This window comes from Streptomyces sp. UW30 (assembly GCF_008042075.1).
Lineage (GTDB): Bacteria > Actinomycetota > Actinomycetes > Streptomycetales > Streptomycetaceae > Streptomyces.
Window position 1 is genome coordinate 1,546,068 of the sequence record NZ_RDBN01000037.1, and the last position, 15,230, is coordinate 1,561,297.

A 15,230-nucleotide genomic window follows, 5' to 3' on the forward strand; every position below is an offset into this window, starting at 1 on the left:
GGTACCGCACCCAGCAGCGGCGCCCCCGCCACCTCCGGCAGATCCGCGACATTGCAACGCGACGCCAGATCCGGTGCCCCGGGCCAGCTGCCGATCACSACCCCGAGCAAGTCCACCCGCYGGCGGCGCAGTTCACGTGCCGTCAGCYCCGTCGTGTTCAGCGTGCCCAGGCCCGCCGACGCCACCACGAGGACCGGCGCCGCCATCAGCTCGGCCGCGTCCGCCAGTGTGCCGCCCACCTCGTCGAAGCGGACGAGCAGACCGCCCGCCCCCTCCACCAGCACCAGGTCGTGCTCGCTGGCCAGCTTGGCGGCGGCCTCGGCGATCTCGTGCGGGCGGACCGGCGTCCGGCCGGCCCGGCGCGCGGCCGTCGCCGGGGCCAACGGGTCGGGATAGCGTGCGAGTTCGGCCGTCGTCACCGGGCCCGCGAGCCGCGCGACCTCCTGCGCGTCGCCGCTCTCGTCGGGCCGTACGCCCGTCTGCGCGGCCTTCAGTACGGCCACCGACCGGCCCGCGCCCCGCGCCGCCGCCGCGACAGCGGCGGTCGTGACGGTCTTGCCGACCTCCGTGCCCGTGCCAGTGATCACCAGTACCGGCATGTCAGCCCTCCCGTGCCGCCGCGCACACCGCGCCGGCGATCCGTGCGACGTCCGCGTCGCCCGTGACGTACGGCGGCATCGTGTAGACGAGGTCGCGGAACGGCCGCAGCCACACGCCCTCACGCACGGCGGCCGCCGTCGCCGCCTGCATGTCCACCTCGTGGTCCAGCTGGACGACCCCGATGGCACCGAGGACGCGCACGTCCTTCACGCCCGGAATGTCCGCCGCGGGCGCCAGCCCCTCCCGCAGCCCCGACTCGATCCGCTTGACCTCGGCCGGCCAGTCCTGCCCGAGCAGCAGCTCGATCGAGGCGCAGGCGACCGCGGCCGCCAGCGGATTGCCCATGAAGGTCGGGCCGTGCGCCAGCACCGGCACCTCGCCCCGCGAGATCCCGTCGGCCACGCGGGAGGTGCACAGCGTCGCGGCCATCGTCATATAGCCGCCGGTCAGCGCCTTGCCCAGGCACATCACGTCCGGTGTCACACCCGCGTGGTCCGCGGCGAACAGCGCGCCCGTGCGCCCGAAGCCGGTCGCGATCTCGTCGAACACCAGCAGCACGTCGTGCGCGTCGCACGCCTCGCGCAGTACCCGCAGATACGCAGGGGAGTGGAACCGCATCCCGCCCGCGCCCTGCACGACCGGCTCGACGATCACCGCGGCCAGTTCGTCGGCATGCCGCTCGATGAGCGACCGCAGTTGATCGGCGTACGACTCCTCGTACTCGGCCGGCGGCGGGTCCGCGAACACCTGGCGCTGGAGCACCCCGGTCCACAGGTCGTGCATCCCGCCCTCGGGGTCGCACACCGACATCGGCTGCCAGGTGTCGCCGTGGTAGCCGCCGCGCCAGGTCAGCAGCCGCTGCTTGCCGGGACGGCCCAGCGAACGCCAGTACTGCAGGCACATCTTGACCGCGACCTCGACCGACACCGACCCGGAGTCGGCGAGGAACACATGCTCCAGGCCGTCGGGTGACATGTCGACAAGGAGCTTCGCCAGGCGTACGGCGGGCTCGTGCGTGAGCCCGCCGAACATCACATGGCTCATCCGCGTCAGCTGCTCGCGCGCGGCCTCGTTGAGTACCGGGTGGTTGTAGCCGTGGATCGCCGACCACCAGGACGACATGCCGTCGACCAGTTCGCCCGAGCCGTCGGCGAGCCTCAGCCGCACGCCGCTCGCCGACTCCACGACGAGCGGTTCGACCCGGCCGGGCATCGGGCCGTACGGATGCCACACATGCCGCCGGTCGAGTTCCAGCAGCTCGGGCACGGTCGGGCCGGGCACGGGGCGCGGCTCAGGCATTGGGCGCGAGGTCCGTTCCGGCGCCCCGGCGGCGTACGGCGACCAGGTCGGTGCGCGCCTCGCCGACCGGCGCGGCGGCAGCGGCGGCGGCCGTACCGCACACACCGGCCCCCTCGTGCGACCCGCACCCGGCACCCTCGTGCGACCCGCATCCGGCCCCCTCGTGGGAACCACAGCCCGCGCTCTCGTGCGACCCGCACCCACCCGCGGCCGTCTCCGTCCGGTGCTCCGGCAGTGTCACCTGGTCGGTGCCCTCCACCTCGAAGCCGGCGTCGGCGATCATCTCCAGGTCGGCCTTGCCCGCCTGGCCCTCGGTGGTCAGGTAGTCGCCGAGGAAGATCGAGTTGGCCAGGTGCAGGGCGAGCGGCTGCATCGTGCGCAGGTGGACCTCGCGGCCACCGGCGATGCGGACCTCGACGTCCGGGCACACGAACCGCACCATCGCCAGGATCCGCAGGCAGCGCTGCGGGGTGAGGTTCCACTCCTTGCCCAGCGGGGTGCCCTCGACCGGGATCAGGAAGTTCACGGGCACCGAGTCCGGGTCCAGCTCGCGCAGCGAGTAGACGACGTCGACCAGGTCCTCGTCGCTCTCGCCCATGCCCGCGATGAGACCGGAGCAGGCGGACAGCCCGGCCGCGTGCGCCTTCTGCACGGTGTCGACGCGGTCGGCGTACGTGTGCGTGGTCGTGATGTCGGCGTAGGTGCCCTCGGAGGTGTTGAGGTTGTGGTTGTAGGCGTCCGCGCCCGCGTCGCGCAGCCGCTCCGCCTGTCCGTCGGACAGCAGGCCGAGGCAGGCGCACACCTCGACGCCCTCGTTCTGGTTCTTGATCGTCTTGATGGTCTCGGAGACCCGGGCCACGTCACGGTCGGTCGGGCCGCGCCCGGACGCCACCAGGCACACCCGCTTGGCGCCACCCGCCAATCCGGCGGCCGCCGCCTTGGAGGCCTCGTCCGGCTTGAGCCAGGTGTACTTCAGGATGCCGGTGGTGGAGCCGAGGCGCTGCGAACAGTACGAGCAGTCCTCGGGGCACAGGCCCGACTTCAGGTTGACGAGATAGTTGAGTTTCACCCGTCGGCCGAACCACTGCCGGCGTACCTTGCCGGCCGCGGCCACCACATCGAGCAGGTCGTCGTCGGAAGTGGCGAGGACGGCCAAGGCTTCCTCGCGGGTCGGCAGCTCGCGCCGAAGCCCCTTGTCCACCAGCGTGTTCAGCAGGTCCATGGGAGCTGATCCTGACGTACGGAGGCCGTCCGAGCCAAGGTGAGTTTGCACAACCCTGTCACTTCGATGTGTGGGTATTGCCACACCGTGGGCGGCGGGTCGTGCGGCTAGTGTCTGTGCACTGCCTACAAAAGCCCGGAGGAGCCATGGCGTTCGGCTGGATCGACGAGCAGGCGGAGCTGCGCCGCCGCGCCGGACTCCTGCGGACGCTGCGACCCCGTCCGGCCGACTCACCGCTCCTCGATCTCGCGAGCAACGACTACCTGGGCCTGGCCCGCCACCCCGAGGTCACCGAGGGCGCGGCGCGGGCCGCGCGGACCTGGGGCGGCGGCGCGACCGGCTCCCGGCTCGTCACCGGCACCACGCAGCTGCACGCCGAGCTGGAGCGCGAGCTGGCCGACTTCTGCGGCTTCGAGGCGGCGCTGGTCCTGTCGTCCGGCTACGCGGCCAACCTCGCCGCGGTCACGGCCCTCGCGCCGCACGGCTCGCTGATCGTGTCGGACGCCGGCAACCACGCCTCGCTGATCGACGGCTGCCGGCTGGCCCGCGGCACGACACAGGTCGTCGCGCACTCCGATCCCCAGGCGGTGCGCAAGGCGCTGCACACGCACGAGGGCACGGCGGTCGTCGTGTCCGACACGGTCTTCTCGGTCGACGGCGACGCGGCCCCGCTGGCCGAGTACGCCGAGGCGTGCCGAGAGCGCGGCGCGGGACTGCTGGTCGACGACGCCCACGGCCTGGGCGTACTGGGCGACGGCGGTCGCGGCGCCCCGCACGCGGCGGGGCTCGCGGGCGCCGACGACGTCGTCGTCACGGTCACGCTGTCCAAGTCGCTCGGCAGCCAGGGCGGCGCCGTCCTCGGCCCCGCCAGAGTGATCGAGCACCTGGTCAACACCGCCCGGACGTTCATCTTCGACACGGGTCTCGCCCCCGCGTCGGCGGGCGCGGCCCTGGCGGCGCTGGGGTTGCTGCGCCGCGAACCGGAGCGGGCGGCGCGGGCGCATGCGGTGGCACGCGAACTCCACGCGCGTCTGACCGCCGCGGGTCTGGAGGCGGTGCGTCCGGACGCCGCGGTCGTCTCCGTGCGCGCCCCGTCCCCGGAGGGGGCCGTGCAATGGGCGGCCGAGTGCCGTGCGGCGGGCCTCGCCGTGGGCTGTTTCCGTCCTCCCTCCGTCCCCGACGGCATCTCACGGCTGAGGCTGACCGCCCGCGCGGACCTCTCCGAGGGCGAGATCGAGCGCGCTGTACGAGTGATCGGCGAGACACGACCATGAGTCGGCGTGACACGGCCCTGTCCGCACATCGGATGGAACTGATCAGAACCGATCAGCGTTGATCGGAGCGGTCAGGGCCGGCGGGACTGGAACGCGGCCGTGAAACCCGCCCAGCTCTCGGGGGAGAAGAGCAGCGCGGGGCCGGCCGGATCCTTGGAGTCGCGTACGGCGAGCAGCCCGGTCCAGGGACCGGAGTGCGGCCGTGCCGTCTCGACGCAGTTGTTCGCCCCGGTGCTGTAGCTGCTGCGCAGCCAGCGCGCACCTGGCAGTTCGGTACTCGACGTGATGTTCCGAGGCGGTGCTGTCATGGTGCCTCCTTACGCGCCGCCACCTAACGCGGCGATGTAATCCAACGATTCCTCGGGCGAAAGGGCGTGGATCCGAAGGGCGTTGAAGGCCTCCGTGTAGGCCTGGAGGTCTTCTTTCCGTTCGAGATAGAGGCTACTCGTCAAGTGGTCGAGAACAACCACATCCAGATCAGAAGTGCTCGAAAATGAGAAGATAACGAAAGGCCCGGTGATGCCGACATGCTCGCCGGCGTTGAACGGCAGGACCTGAAGGCGGACTTGGGGCAGTCGCGCCGCCTCCATCAGCCGGTTCAGCTGCCCCGCCATCACCTCGGGCCCGCCGATCTCCCGCCGCAGCACTGCCTCGTCCAGCACCGCGCTCAACCTCAGCGGCGGATCCCCCCGCAGCACGTCCTGCCTGGCCAGACGCACCGCGACCAGCGCGTCGAGGCGTTCGTCGGCGTCCGGGTCGAGCCCGCCCACCGCGACCCGGGTCACCGCCCGGGCGTACTCGGGCGTCTGGAGCAGACCGGGCACCACCGACGTCTCCAGCGTGCGCATCGCGCTCGCCTGGGACTCCAGGCTGATGAAGTCCCGGTACGTCGGCGGCAGTACTCCGCGGTACGCGTGCCACCAGTGATGCCGGCCGCCACTCTCGTCGGAGCCCGCCAATACCAGCAGCAACTCCCGCAGTTGGGCATCCTCTACGCCGTAGACGTCGAGCAGTAACCGCACATCGGCCGGTTTCACCCCGCTGGCGCCGGTCTCGATCCGGCTCACCTTGGACTGGTGCCAGCCCGCCAGCCGGGCCGCCTCACCGCTGGTGAGTCCCGCCCCGGTGCGCAACGCGCGCAGTTCCGCGCCCAGTTTCCGGCGGCGCACCGCGGGACCGTGCTGCATGGGTACTCCTTACTCCAACCGAGCCACCCAAATACGCTCTGCCGTCGCAGAGTTCACCGCATCGAGCGACAGATATATGCATATCTTGGTGGATCGGCACTCTGACGGGCCTGGTAATGGCAGTCTGGCGACGAAGCACCAGTCCGGGACCGTACTCGAACCATCCGCTCCGTGTCGGACTGCGCTCCCGTTGGGAAAGGGACGACGTCGCCATGGCAGATCATCTGGAAGCATCCGTCACTCTGCCGAGCGATCCCGCCTCGGTCTGCGCGGCCCGGGCCTATGTGCTCACCACCCTCGCCGAATGGGGACTGCCACCCGACACGGAAGTTGCCGACACCATCCGCCTGATCGTCTCCGAACTCACCACCAACGCCGTACAGCACACCCTGGGCCAGTCACCCACCTTCACGGTGGACCTCGTGCTCGACCGTGACGAACACCTGCGCATCGGCGTCACCGACAGCCACCCCCGCTTCCCCAAACGCCTCCCGGCCGCCGTGCAGCAGGACAACGGACGCGGCATGGTCATCATCCGCTGGCTGACCGCGGAGTGCGGCGGCAAGCTGAGAGTGCGCCCGACCCGCGAGGGCGGCAAGACCGTCTCCATCGAACTGCCGTGGACGGTGCCCGCCGCTCCGGTCGCCGCGGCCTCCCCGCAGGAGCCGTAGCCCCTCAGGCCTGCTGCGGCTGTCCCGACGACCGGCCGAAGGTGCCGCGCAGCAGGGCCCGGAAGGCGTCCGCGGCGGGAGCCGCCTCGTCGACGCGACGGGCGACCGAGACCGTACGGCGCAACTGCCCGCCTTCCAGCGCGCGCACCCCGACCGGTGTGACCGACGTGCGCGCCACCATCTCCGGTACGACCGCGACCCCCAGCCCCGCACTGGCCAGCGCGCACACCAGCAGGTACCCCGGCGTCGGCACCAGCACCGACGGCGTGGCCCCCGCACTGGCCAGCGCCGCCTCCACACCCCGCCGGGCAGGAGCGTCCGGCGCCATGCTGATCAGGGGCTGCCCGGCGAGCTCGGCCAGCGGCAGCCGTGCGGCGCCGCTCGTGAGGACGTGGCCCGGAGCCGACACCAGGACGAGCTCCTCGACGAGGATCGCCTCGATACCGACGGAGGCGGGCAGCGCGGTCGGTTCCCCCGGCTCGTAGGTATGGGTCAGCGCCAGGTCGATCTCGCCCGCCGCCACCGCGGCGACCCCGGCCGACGGCTCGTAGTCGGCGACCGTCAGCTCCACGTCCGGATGCGCCCGGCGGAACGCGCTGAGGGCCGGCGGCAGCAGATGGATGCCCGCCGTCTGGAAGGTGCCGAGCCGCAGCGTGCCGCCGGACAGGCCGGTCAGCCGGGCCAGCTCGTGCCGGGCCCGGTCGAGCTCGTCGAGCACCCGCCGCGCCCGGGCCACCAGCAGCTCGCCCGCGCCCGTGAGCCGCGCCCCGCGGTGGTGCCGTACCAGCAGGGCCGTGCCCGCCTCGCGCTCCAGCTTGGCCAGCTGCTGGGAGAGCGCGGGCGTGGTGTAGCCGAGCCGCTCGGCGGCCCGGGTGATCGAACCCGCCTCAGCGACCGCCACCAGCGCGGCGAGCCGGATCGGGTCGTACATGCGGGCCCCTGTCCGTCTGTGTCTCTGTCTGAACCTCAGCCTTAAGCAATGCTTTATGGGTTCCCAGGATATTAGAAATACCTGCTGAAGGCTTCCGCGCGGCACGCTGGTGGCATGGACGCTCAGCTCATCGCCTTCACCGGGGTCTCCGCCGGCCTGGTCGCCATGCCCGGGGCCGACTTCACCGTCGTCGTACGCAACGCCCTCGTCTCGCGCCGGGCCGGCATCGCCTGCGCGCTCGGGATCGGGGCGGGGCTGCTGGTGCATGTGACGCTGGCGGTGGTGGGCGTCGCCGCGGTCCTGGCCGCCGTACCGGCGCTGTTCCGCGCGCTCCAAGTGGTGGGCGGCGTCTACGTGTTGTATCTGGGCATCCAGACGCTGCGGCAGCGGCACACCGAAGTGGTGGACACGCGGGAGGTGTCCACCGCGCGCCCGCTGCGGCAGGGCTTCGTGACCAACGCCCTCAACCCGAAGGCGTCCCTCACCTTCCTCAGCGTGCTGCCTCAGTTCGTGCCCGCGGGCTCTCCCGCGATGCCCAGGACGCTACTGCTCGCCCTGATCGTGCTGGCGATCGCGCTGGTGTGGTTCCAGGTGGTCGCCCTGCTGGTGGACCGGCTCGGCAGGTGGCTGCGCCGGCCGCGGGCCGCGCGTGCGGTCACGCTGGCCACCGGCGCGGCGCTGACGGCCTTCGGCGCGGCCCTGCTCGCGGGGCCGCTGATGGCCGTCTGAGACCCCGGGAACGGTGACGGCGTGTCAGGCTGCCGCCACCGTCCCCGGGAAGGTCACTTGACCCGGCCGTACCAGACGCTCCTCGTCCAGATCTTCTGGAGCTTCACGACGTCCCCGGTCTTCGGGGAGTGCCAGAGCTTTCCCTTCCCGGCGTAGATGCCGACGTGGTAGACGTACGACCCCGAGTGGAAGAACACCAGGTCCCCGGCCTTGCGGTTCTTGGCGGAGATGTGGCGCGTCTTGTTGTACTGCTGGGCCGCCGTGCGGGGCAGCTTCTTGCCCGCCTTCTTGTACGAGTACAGCGTGAGCCCGGAGCAGTCGAACCGGTTCGGCCCGGTGGCGCCCCACCTGTACGGGGAGCCCTTCTTCGAGGCCGCGATCCGAAGTGCCTTCGACGCCGGCGTGGCGGCTTCCGCCTCCGAGGCGAGGCCGGGCGCCACGATCGAGCCGCCCACTGCGGCGAGGGTCAGGGCCGAGGCCGTACCGGCCCGGACCATGAGCGACGGGACACGATTGAGCGCAGTCATGCGCAACCCTTCGTCAGCCGCCTGTGAAGGATGACCTGTCGGATTCGGGCTGGCGAAGTTGCCCGGCCGCGTTGCCGCGGCTTCACCCCAAGGGTTGCTCGGATCGAACGAATGTCCGCTCCGGCGACCCGTCTTGCTCGGGTCCTCCACTCCTGCCGATCCACTCCGTCGACCGGTCATCCGGGCGGCGGCAGGACTCGGCGTCCGCCCGGACCGCCCCGCCGCTGCGGCGGGGGCTTGTCGTCAGTCAGGGATCTTGACGCACGAATGAACGAAATACCCAACGGAATCGGGGGTTTGTGGTGTTACTCACCACTCACCCGTTCGGGTGGTTACACCCGTGTTCGAGGGGGTGTCCAGGGGGTCGAGGAGTCCCGGACCAGGGATGGAGTGCCTGAATCCGCCTGGGAGTCATGTCCGTTGCGCAACCCTGACGGACGCACAAAAGTAGAACCGGCTACGCCGAACGGGGGTACGCCGTTTGGTCCGTTTCAGCTCGGCTCCGGACGCCTCGTCGGTGGGTCGGGGCGTCCGGAATCCGGTTGTACGGGTCGTCAAGTGTCGGAGCGCGGGGGCACCGTGACACGAGCCGTGCGGCGCTCTCCGTCCAGCACGCGCAACGCACGCGCCAGCGTGTGAGCGTGCAGCTCCGTCTCGCCCCGCTGGTGCATCAGCGCCAGCGCGTCCCGTAGCTCGGCCGCTCTGCTCACGAGCGCCTGGGCGGCACGCAGTCCTCGATAGGTGTCGCCTTCCTGCGCCGGGTTGATCCGGCCGAGCAGGTCCACCACGTCGAGATAACGGTCGATCAACTCGCCCTCCGCACGGGTCAGTGCGGGGAGCGGAGGCAACTCGGGTGGAAGCACCGGCCGGTCACCGTCCCGTCGGCGGAGCGAGTGTGGCCTTGCGGCTCGGGATGATCCGGTCCACCAGCCCGTACTCCAGCGCCTCTTGGGCGTTCAGGATCTTGTCCCGCTCGATGTCGGCGGCCACTTGCTCGCGAGCGCGCCCGGTGTGCCGGGCGAGCAGCTCCTCCAGGCGGGTGCGCACCCGCGTCAGTTCGTCCGCCTGGATCGCCAGATCGCTCGCCTGCCCCTCGACCGGCTCGGGCAGCGCCGGCTGATGGATCACCACCCGGGCCCCCGGCAGCGCGAACCGCTTGCCCGGTGTGCCCGCCGCCAGCAGCACGGCGCCGGCCGAGGCGGCCTGGCCCAGGCAGATCGTCTCCACGTCACAGGCGACGAACTGCATCGTGTCGTAGATCGCCGACATCGCGCTGAACGCGCCGCCGGGCGAATTGATGTACAGCGAGATGTCCTGGTCGGGGTCCTTGTGCTCCAGGTACATGAACTGGGCCATCACGTCGTTCGCCGACGTGTCGTCGATCGGTGTGCCGAGAAAGACGATCCGCTCCTCCAGCAGCTTCGAGTACGGATCCTGCGTCCTGACGCCTGAACTCGTGCGTTCGGTGAACTCGGGCAGTACGTAGCGGGCGGACGGTCGGGTCATGGCTCGCGCCTCCCTTGCCGGGGTGCCTGTAAAAAATGTACAGGACGTACATGACGTAATGTGGGGAGCATGGCCTACGAGATTCCGGTGACGCAAGCCAGGGCTGAGCTCGCCGACCTCATCAACCGCGTGGTGTACGGCGGTGAGCGCGTCGTCGTGACGCGCCACGGAAAGCCCCTCGTCGCCCTTGTCTCCGCCGCTGACCTGGAGCGACTCGACGCCCTCGACGCACTCGACGTCCCCGTCGAGGAGCAGGTGGTCAGCGCCGTCTCCAGCGTCCGCGAGGTCGCTTCCGCTCCGCGCGAACGCCGGCGCTTCGGCATCGCCGCGGAGCACCGGGGGCCGAACCCCTCCTAGTACGGGCTTCCAGTACGGGCTTCGCACCGGTACCGCCTTCGGATACGACAAGACCGTGCACCCCCGTCCGCTACAGCGGGGGTGCACGGTCGGTTCGGTGTGCCCGGGCGGTCAGCCGACGGTGGCAAGCTCCCGCTCGGTCGCGGGCTCGGTGCTCGTCCCGCGTGCCTTGAGCGCAGCCCCCAGCAGTACGGCGCCGAGGCCCAGCGCCGCCCACCAGGCCAGCGTCAGCGCCGGGCCGGTGGCCGCCGCGCCGTCGAAGAAGGACACCGAGCGCAACAGGGTCGTGCCCGCGCCCGGCGGCAGCCACTGGCCGATCGCGCCGGCCGGCTCCGGCAGCATCTGCGGCGCCGAGGCCGCCCCGGAGAAGGGGTTGCCGATCAGCATGATCGTGGCCGCCATGATGCCGACACCGGCGGTGCCGACGAGGGCGGCGAGCCCCGCGACGGCCGCGCTCACGGCCAGCGTCGTCAGCCCGAGCACACCGGCCTCCGCCCACCAGTCGCCGGAGAGCACCCCCAGCCAGCTGTGCGCGATCGACGCCGCGACCAGGCCGATCAGAGCGGCGACGCCGGCCAGCGCTCCCACCGCGCGGATGCCGCGCAGCCCGAGCAGCGTCACCACCGCACCCGCCGCCATGCCGGCCAGTGCGAGCGGCAGGACGCTGGAGTTCAGGGCCGCGCCACGCGGGTCGTTCGCGGGCGTGGGCACCACGTCGACGCTCTTGACCTGGGTGCCCTCGGCAGCGGCCTGTTGACCCACCGCCTGCTGGAGCAGCTGGGCGACGGCCGGACTCGCTGCCGACGCGGTCAGCAGCTCCGGGCCCTGGGGCGTCACGACGACCGCGCCGTATACGGTCCGGTCCTCGATGGCGTCCCGGGCGGCGGCCTCGTCGGCGTAGCGGTGGATGTCGAAGGCGCCCTCGTGCCGGTTCAGTTGTTGCTCCACCTGGGCAGTCGCGGCGGTCGGCCCGGCCACCCCGAGCGGCAGGTCGCGGGGAGCCGTGCGGGCGGCCGGCCAGGCGAACGCCCACAGGGCGAGGGCGGCGAGGAGAGGGACGAGGACGACGACCGCGATCAGGCGCCGGGGTGCGGTGTTCCCGGGCGGCGTAGCGGAAGGGGCGGACATGGAGTCTCCCAAGCTCTAAAAAGAAGGATCGTTCGTTTTACTTCGCCTCCACCGTGCTGCGGATGGCGCTCCTTGTCAAGAAGGAATGTTCGTTTTACTTTGGGACCATGGCCCGCGTATCCCAGGAACACCTCGACGCCCGCCGCCGGCAGATCCTCGACGGCGCCGCCATCTGCTTCGCCCGCAACGGCTTCCACGCCACGTCCATGCAGGACGTGCTGAAGGAGGTCGACCTCTCTGCGGGGGCTGTGTACCGCTACTTCAGCGGCAAGGAGGAGCTGATCGGCGCGATCGTCGCCGAGGTGCTCGGCTCGGTCCGCGCGGCCTTCGAGGAGGCGGCGCGGCAGAGCCCACCCCCGCCGCCGGACGCACTGGTCGCCTCCGTACTCGGCCGGACCCTCGCCGCCCGTGAGAACCTGGTCGTCGACGGCAGGCCCGCGTTTCCGCGACTCGTCATCCAGGTGTGGACCGAGACGCTGCGCAACGAGGAGCTGGCGGCCGTCCTGCGGGAGGGCTATCTGTCGGTGCGCGCGGCCTGGGGGCGGATCGTCGAGGGCTATCAGGAGGCCGGGATGATGCGGGCCGACGTGGAGCCGGACCACGTGGCCCGCACGATGATCGCCGCGGTGCTGGGCTTCATCGCGCAGCAGTCCCTGTTCGGTCCCGCCCCGGTCGAGGTCCTCCGTGACGGACTGCGGGCGCTGACGAGCATGGGCGACGACCGCGCCGTAACCGATGGGTCACAGCTTGGTTAACTTGCCTGAAACGCGGTCCAACTAGCCTGCCGATCCACGCCACCAGGGACTTTGCCCCGTGGCCAGCGGCAACCGGACCCCGCACGGTCCGGAGCGAGGACTGTGAGGTGGGACGTGCAACTGACCCCGCACGAGCAAGAGCGGCTGCTCATCCATGTGGCGGCGGACGTCGCCGAGAAGCGCCGGGCCCGCGGGCTGAAGCTCAACCACCCCGAGGCGGTCGCCCTCATCACCTCGCACATCCTCGAAGGCGCCCGTGACGGCCGTACGGTCGCCGAGCTCATGTCCTCCGGACGCAAGCTGCTCACCCGCGACGACGTCATGGACGGCATCCCCGAGATGATCCACGACGTCCAGGTCGAGGCGACCTTCCCGGACGGCACGAAGCTCGTCACCGTCCACGACCCGATCGTCTGAAGGGGGCTCGATGATTCCCGGAGAGATCCTTTTCGCCGACGGCCCGATTGCGTACAACCAGGGCCGTGAGGTCACCCGGCTGACCGTCCTCAACGCCGCCGACCGGCCCGTCCAGGTCGGCTCCCACTACCACTTCGCCGAGGCCAACCCCGGTCTGGACTTCGACCGTGACGCCGCCCGCGGCAAGCGGCTCAACGTCGCCGCCGGCACCGCCGTGCGCTTCGAGCCCGGCATCCCCGTCGATGTCGAACTCGTCCCGCTCACCGGCGCGCGTGTCGTGCCCGGACTGCGCGGGGAGACCGGAGGTGCCCTCGATGCCTGAGCTTTCCCGTGCCGCGTACGCGGACCTGTTCGGCCCGACGACCGGGGACCGTATCCGGCTCGCCGACACCGACCTGCTGGTCGAGATCGAGGAGGACCGCTCGGGCGGGCCCGGACTCGCCGGGGACGAGGCCGTGTTCGGCGGCGGCAAGGTCATCCGCGAGTCCATGGGACAGTCCCGGGCCACGCGCGCCGAAGGCACCCCGGACACCGTCATCACCGGCGTCGTGATCATCGACCACTGGGGCATCGTCAAGGCCGACGTCGGCATCCGTGACGGCCGGATCACCGGCATCGGCAAGGCGGGCAACCCCGACACGATGGACGGGGTGCACCCGGACCTCGTCATCGGCCCCGAGACCGAGATCATCGCGGGCAACGGGCGGATCCTCACCGCCGGTGCCATCGACGCGCACGTCCACTTCATCTGCCCCCAGATCGCCGACGAGGCGCTCGCCTCGGGCATCACCACGCTGGTCGGTGGCGGCACCGGCCCGGCCGAGGGCTCCAAGGCGACCACCGTGACGCCCGGCCCCTGGCATCTGGCCCGGATGCTGGAGGCGATGGAGGGCCACCCCGTCAACTTCGGCCTGCTGGGCAAGGGCAACACCGTCTCCCACGAGGCGATGCTGTCCCAGATCCGCGGCGGCGCGCTCGGTCTGAAGCTGCACGAGGACTGGGGCACCACCCCGGCCGTCATCGACGCCTCGCTGACCGTCGCCGACCAGACCGGCATCCAGGTCGCCATCCACACGGACACGCTGAACGAGGCCGGCTTCGTCGGTGACACGCTGGCCGCCATCGCCGGACGCGGCATCCACGCGTACCACACCGAGGGCGCGGGCGGCGGGCACGCGCCGGACATCATGAGCGTCGTCTCCGAGGCGCACGTGCTGCCCAGCTCGACCAACCCGACCCGGCCGTTCACCGTCAACACCGCCGAGGAACACCTCGACATGCTGATGGTGTGCCACCACCTCAACGCCGCGGTGCCCGAGGACCTCGCCTTCGCCGAGTCGCGGATCCGGCCGTCGACGATCGGCGCCGAGGACATACTCCACGACCTCGGCGCGATCTCGATCATCTCGTCGGACTCGCAGGCCATGGGGCGCGTCGGCGAGGTCGTCATGCGGACCTGGCAGACCGCCCATGTGATGAAGCGGCGGCGCGGTGCGCTGCCGGGGGACGGGCGGGCCGACAACCGGCGGGTACGGCGGTATGTCGCCAAGTACACGATCAACCCCGCGCTCGCGCAAGGCCTCGGCCGGGAGATCGGCTCCGTGGAGAGCGGCAAGCTCGCCGACCTGGTTCTGTGGGAGCCGGCGTTCTTCGGGGTCAAGCCGCAACTCGTCATCAAGGGCGGGCAGATCGCCTACGCGCAGATGGGCGACGCCAACGCGTCCATCCCGACGCCGCAGCCGATCCTGCCCCGGCCGATGTTCGGCGCGATCGGGCGGGCGCCGGCCTCGAACTCGGTCAACTTCGTGGCCCCGCTCGCGATCGAGGACGGGCTGCCGGAGCGGCTCCAGCTCGGCAAGCGGTTCGTGGCGATCGAGTCGACACGTGGGGTCACCAAGGCCGACATGCTGGAGAACGACGCGCGGCCCGACGTGCGAATCGATCCAGACAGCTTCGCCGTGCACATCGACGGGGAGCTGGTGGAAGCCACTCCTGCGGCCGAACTGCCGTTGGCACAGCGGTACTTCCTGTTCTGAAAGCCGGGTTCCCATGTCACGGGCAGCACTTCTCGTCCTTGCCGACGGCCGCTTTCCCGCCGGAGGGCACGCGCACTCCGGTGGGGCCGAGGCGGCCGTCAAGGCGGGGCGGATCTCCGGGGCCGCGAGCCTGGAGGACTTCTGCCGGGGGCGGTTGCATACGGCGGGGCTGGTCGCGGCCTCGCTCGCCGCGGCGGCCGCGGTCGGGGTCGATGCCGGAGCGTTGGACGAGGCGGCCGATGCCCGTACGCCGTCGCCCGCGCTGCGGGTTGCCGCGCGCAGGTTGGGACGGCAGTTGATGCGGGCCGCTCGGGCCACGTGGCCGTCCGGTGAGCTCGATGAGCTGGCTCGGCGGTTTCCCAAGGGGGCTCATCAGCCGGTTGTGCTCGGGGTCGTCGCTCGGGCCGCGGGGTTGGGGGCCGTGGAGGCGGCCTACTGCGCGGCGTACGAGAGTGTGAGTGGGCCGGCGAGTGCGACGGTGCGGTTGCTGAGTCTTGATCCGTTCGACGCCACGGCTGTGCTGGCGCGGTTGGCGCCGGAGATGGACCGGGTGGTGGATCGGGCGGTGGAGGGGGCTCGACGCGTCGTCGG

The 15,230-nt window shown here is 71.3% G+C and carries 19 protein-coding genes and 1 riboswitch; of the genes, 9 read left to right on the forward strand and 10 right to left on the reverse strand.

Annotated elements, in window-relative coordinates; translation table 11 throughout:
• From bioD to bioB, 3 genes are all read right to left on the reverse strand, one after another.
• The coding region (bioD, locus tag EAO75_RS25790; RefSeq protein ID WP_147998073.1) for a dethiobiotin synthase at positions 1–599 on the reverse strand (599 nt) is incomplete at its 3' end.
• A gap of 1 nt (position 600) precedes the next feature.
• The gene (locus tag EAO75_RS25795) at positions 601–1,899 is read right to left on the reverse strand and encodes an adenosylmethionine--8-amino-7-oxononanoate transaminase (protein WP_261989403.1); all 1,299 of its coding nucleotides are present in this window, start codon (positions 1,897–1,899) and stop codon (positions 601–603) included.
• Positions 1,892–3,121, reverse strand: a complete 1,230-nt coding sequence (bioB, locus tag EAO75_RS25800) for a biotin synthase BioB (RefSeq protein WP_147997400.1) — start codon at positions 3,119–3,121, stop codon at positions 1,892–1,894. Before bioB ends, EAO75_RS25795 begins: the two co-directional genes overlap by 8 nt.
• A gap of 146 nt (positions 3,122–3,267) precedes the next feature.
• Here bioB and EAO75_RS25805 point away from each other — a divergent pair, with 146 nt between their 5' ends.
• Positions 3,268–4,395 (forward strand): 8-amino-7-oxononanoate synthase, encoded by a 1,128-nt coding sequence (locus EAO75_RS25805; RefSeq protein WP_147997401.1) that lies wholly within the window; start codon positions 3,268–3,270, stop codon positions 4,393–4,395.
• A 71-nt stretch (positions 4,396–4,466) separates the two neighbouring features.
• Here EAO75_RS25805 and EAO75_RS25810 read toward each other — a convergent pair whose 3' ends face one another.
• Together EAO75_RS25810 and EAO75_RS25815 are read right to left on the reverse strand one after the other, a co-directional pair.
• Complete coding sequence (locus EAO75_RS25810; protein WP_147997402.1) at positions 4,467–4,703, reverse strand: DUF397 domain-containing protein; 237 nt, start codon at positions 4,701–4,703, stop codon at positions 4,467–4,469.
• 9 nt (positions 4,704–4,712) lie between these two features.
• On the reverse strand, positions 4,713–5,582 hold the full coding sequence (locus EAO75_RS25815; protein WP_147997403.1) for a helix-turn-helix domain-containing protein: 870 nt from the start codon (positions 5,580–5,582) through the stop codon (positions 4,713–4,715).
• 212 nt (positions 5,583–5,794) lie between these two features.
• Here EAO75_RS25815 and EAO75_RS25820 point away from each other — a divergent pair, with 212 nt between their 5' ends.
• The gene (locus EAO75_RS25820; protein ID WP_147997404.1) at positions 5,795–6,253 is read left to right on the forward strand and encodes an ATP-binding protein; all 459 of its coding nucleotides are present in this window, start codon (positions 5,795–5,797) and stop codon (positions 6,251–6,253) included.
• Positions 6,254–6,257: 4 nt separating this feature from the next.
• Here the strand turns inward: EAO75_RS25820 and EAO75_RS25825 are convergent, their stop codons facing one another.
• Entirely contained in the window at positions 6,258–7,184 is a 927-nt protein-coding gene (locus tag EAO75_RS25825; RefSeq protein WP_147997405.1) for a LysR family transcriptional regulator, read from the reverse strand.
• 114 nt (positions 7,185–7,298) lie between these two features.
• Between EAO75_RS25825 and EAO75_RS25830 the strand changes: the two genes are divergently transcribed.
• Positions 7,299–7,913: a LysE family translocator gene (locus tag EAO75_RS25830; protein WP_147997406.1), complete on the forward strand. Its 615-nt coding sequence runs from the start codon at positions 7,299–7,301 to the stop codon at positions 7,911–7,913.
• Positions 7,914–7,966: 53 nt separating this feature from the next.
• Here the strand turns inward: EAO75_RS25830 and EAO75_RS25835 are convergent, their stop codons facing one another.
• The 3 genes from EAO75_RS25835 to EAO75_RS25845 form a co-directional block, all read right to left on the reverse strand.
• Positions 7,967–8,440 carry a C40 family peptidase gene (locus tag EAO75_RS25835; RefSeq protein ID WP_147997407.1) on the reverse strand — a complete coding sequence of 158 codons (474 nt, stop codon included), beginning with the start codon at positions 8,438–8,440 and terminating at the stop codon, positions 7,967–7,969.
• A gap of 3 nt (positions 8,441–8,443) precedes the next feature.
• Positions 8,444–8,653, reverse strand: a riboswitch (cyclic di-AMP (ydaO/yuaA leader).
• Positions 8,654–8,994: 341 nt separating this feature from the next.
• Positions 8,995–9,303: a hypothetical protein gene (locus tag EAO75_RS25840; RefSeq protein WP_147997408.1), complete on the reverse strand. Its 309-nt coding sequence runs from the start codon at positions 9,301–9,303 to the stop codon at positions 8,995–8,997.
• A gap of 7 nt (positions 9,304–9,310) precedes the next feature.
• A complete protein-coding gene (locus EAO75_RS25845) occupies positions 9,311–9,946 on the reverse strand; it encodes an ATP-dependent Clp protease proteolytic subunit (protein WP_147997409.1) in 636 nt (211 codons plus the stop codon).
• Between the two features lie 69 nt (positions 9,947–10,015).
• Here EAO75_RS25845 and EAO75_RS25850 point away from each other — a divergent pair, with 69 nt between their 5' ends.
• Positions 10,016–10,303, forward strand: a complete 288-nt coding sequence (locus EAO75_RS25850) for a type II toxin-antitoxin system Phd/YefM family antitoxin (RefSeq protein ID WP_147997410.1) — start codon at positions 10,016–10,018, stop codon at positions 10,301–10,303.
• A gap of 111 nt (positions 10,304–10,414) precedes the next feature.
• Here the strand turns inward: EAO75_RS25850 and EAO75_RS25855 are convergent, their stop codons facing one another.
• Complete coding sequence (locus EAO75_RS25855) at positions 10,415–11,431, reverse strand: ABC transporter permease (protein ID WP_147997411.1); 1,017 nt, start codon at positions 11,429–11,431, stop codon at positions 10,415–10,417.
• A 107-nt stretch (positions 11,432–11,538) separates the two neighbouring features.
• Here EAO75_RS25855 and EAO75_RS25860 point away from each other — a divergent pair, with 107 nt between their 5' ends.
• From EAO75_RS25860 to EAO75_RS25880, 5 genes are all read left to right on the forward strand, one after another.
• Entirely contained in the window at positions 11,539–12,186 is a 648-nt protein-coding gene (locus EAO75_RS25860; RefSeq protein ID WP_147997412.1) for a TetR/AcrR family transcriptional regulator, read from the forward strand.
• A 114-nt stretch (positions 12,187–12,300) separates the two neighbouring features.
• On the forward strand, positions 12,301–12,603 hold the full coding sequence (locus EAO75_RS25865; protein WP_147997413.1) for an urease subunit gamma: 303 nt from the start codon (positions 12,301–12,303) through the stop codon (positions 12,601–12,603).
• A 10-nt stretch (positions 12,604–12,613) separates the two neighbouring features.
• On the forward strand, positions 12,614–12,925 hold the full coding sequence (locus EAO75_RS25870) for an urease subunit beta (protein ID WP_147997414.1): 312 nt from the start codon (positions 12,614–12,616) through the stop codon (positions 12,923–12,925).
• A complete protein-coding gene (locus EAO75_RS25875; protein ID WP_147997415.1) occupies positions 12,918–14,639 on the forward strand; it encodes an urease subunit alpha in 1,722 nt (573 codons plus the stop codon). The genes EAO75_RS25870 and EAO75_RS25875 overlap by 8 nt, the downstream gene beginning before the upstream one ends.
• Positions 14,640–14,652: 13 nt before the next feature.
• Positions 14,653–15,230 (forward strand): urease accessory protein UreF (locus EAO75_RS25880; protein WP_147998074.1); only part of this gene is annotated, 578 nt, incomplete at its 3' end.